This window comes from Polaribacter sp. BAL334 (assembly GCF_015767435.1).
GTDB lineage: Bacteria > Bacteroidota > Bacteroidia > Flavobacteriales > Flavobacteriaceae > Polaribacter.
The window spans coordinates 1-338 of the sequence record NZ_JADWOV010000288.1 but is presented as its reverse complement, the minus strand read 5'-3'; the positions used below and the strand labels follow the sequence as shown (position 1 = coordinate 338).

The 338-nt window shown below is 27.2% G+C and carries 1 protein-coding gene; it reads right to left on the bottom strand.

Annotated elements, in window-relative coordinates:
• The coding region (locus IU405_RS08630; protein WP_197438211.1) for a rhomboid family intramembrane serine protease at positions 1-338 on the bottom strand (338 nt) is incomplete at both ends.

Here is a 338-nt window from a genome sequence, read left to right as displayed (position 1 = left end):
TATTATATCTGATTTAATAAAACCCTTATTTTCTAATTGTCCTATTATTGAATTAAATTCATAAAAATCTATAATTAAAGGTAAAAAAACAGCTCCTAATCCTGCAGAAAAGTAGAAAAATAAAAATTTTTTCGTGCCCCACATTTGTTCTAAAGGGCTGCCAAACATCCATAATCCAAACATATTTAGTATGATATGCAAATAGAATGTTTGGGAATGCATAAACATGTGTGTAAATACCTGCCAAATTTTAAAATTATCATTTTCTGGAAACCAAATTGCTAGGTTATCATACAGATTATAACCTAACATATTTACCGCAATAAATACTATTACGT